1 protein-coding gene and 1 pseudogene are annotated in these 1,182 nt (G+C 32.1%); both read right to left on the bottom strand.

The features are described 5' to 3' along the window. Positions 1 to 320: 320 nt before the first annotated feature. Positions 321 to 623: a DUF6520 family protein gene (locus Q4Q35_RS01800; RefSeq protein WP_303276208.1), complete on the bottom strand. Its 303-nt coding sequence runs from the start codon at positions 621 to 623 to the stop codon at positions 321 to 323. A gap of 72 nt (positions 624 to 695) precedes the next feature. Further along, a pseudogene (locus Q4Q35_RS01795) lies at positions 696 to 1,182 on the bottom strand (hypothetical protein); the annotation flags it as partial.

Here is a 1,182-nt window from a genome sequence, read left to right as displayed (position 1 = left end):
ACAACACTCTCTGAGGAATCTAAATCAAAAAGGTTTTTAAATATGGGCTTTAGTGCTTTGTGATAAATTTGCTAAAAGGGCTTCTGAAATGACTCCTAATAATTGATTTACTGAAACTTTATGGCTTTTAAATACTGATATAATAGGTTGATTATCAGATAAAAAGACACTGAGGTTTTATTAGAAAAACAAATCAAACAATTGATAATCAGGTGATTAATATTTAATCCTGTATATTGTTAAAAACAAAAAAGTCGGAAGAAAAAACCTTCCGACCATGACGGCTAAAAATAGACACCTTTATCCTAATCTTCACAAGATTATTCTGGGATGTATTCATACAAAATCAAATTACAAACTGATGTTTTTAAAAATAAATCAACTGTAACATCATTTCCTGCATTATTTTTTACAATAGCTGTGCAAAGATCAGTTCCTGTAAGTTGACAACAAACCTCATCTATTGTTGTACAATCTTGAGTATCAGGATGTATGTATTCCGCTATAACAATTTTAGTATCAGTATCCTCTGCACTATCAGCAGAGGTAAAAGCAAGAGAAGCAGTGATAGCTAACATAAGAGCAAAAGCTGGTAAAACGATTTTAAAAAAATTAGATTTCATAATATAGATATTTAAAATTAATGACCTACTCTATTTTACAGGTTTTCGGTCTTAGCCCTGACTGCAGTATGATTAACCAGATATTCTGGTGTTGTTTTTAGGTTTTGATTTTTGCACTGTTAAATCAGGGGAAATCTGTGTTTGCTTAAAACGATCTCCTAATTGATAACGAACAATATGATTACCAATAAGCCCTATAAAGGTATCATTGAATACTTGAAATGTTCTTAGTTTGCTTTTTCCGATGTCTTCTACATAAAAACTAAATTCATAACGGTTTTTTACTAGGTCGTACACATCAATAACAGAGGATTCTTTCCATAATACCAAAGATTCTTTACTTCCTAGTAGTTTGGAATTTACAAACAGGTAGTTTTCAGAGGAGGCACTAGATTTGTTAACCTTAATAGCAGGAGCCGCCAGTTTTTGTTGGTTTTTAGAGGCAATAGTTCCTACTTGTATCTGAGCCTGACTGATGGTATCTATAGTTTTACCAAGGCGTTGTAATTGTAGGCTGTCATTAGCAACAATATATTGGTTGCGATAGCGGTAGGTATAT

The organism is Flavivirga aquimarina (assembly GCF_030540835.1).
Classification (GTDB): Bacteria; Bacteroidota; Bacteroidia; order Flavobacteriales; family Flavobacteriaceae; genus Flavivirga; species Flavivirga aquimarina.
The sequence above is the reverse complement of the archived record's forward strand: the minus strand, read 5'-3'. Positions and strand labels throughout refer to the sequence as shown.

What these genes read in the sequence shown, in the direction of transcription:
- Q4Q35_RS01800 (WP_303276208.1), bottom strand. Translation starts at nt 623, where the DNA reads ATGAAATCTAATTTTTTTAAAATCGTTTTACCAGCTTTTGCTCTTATG.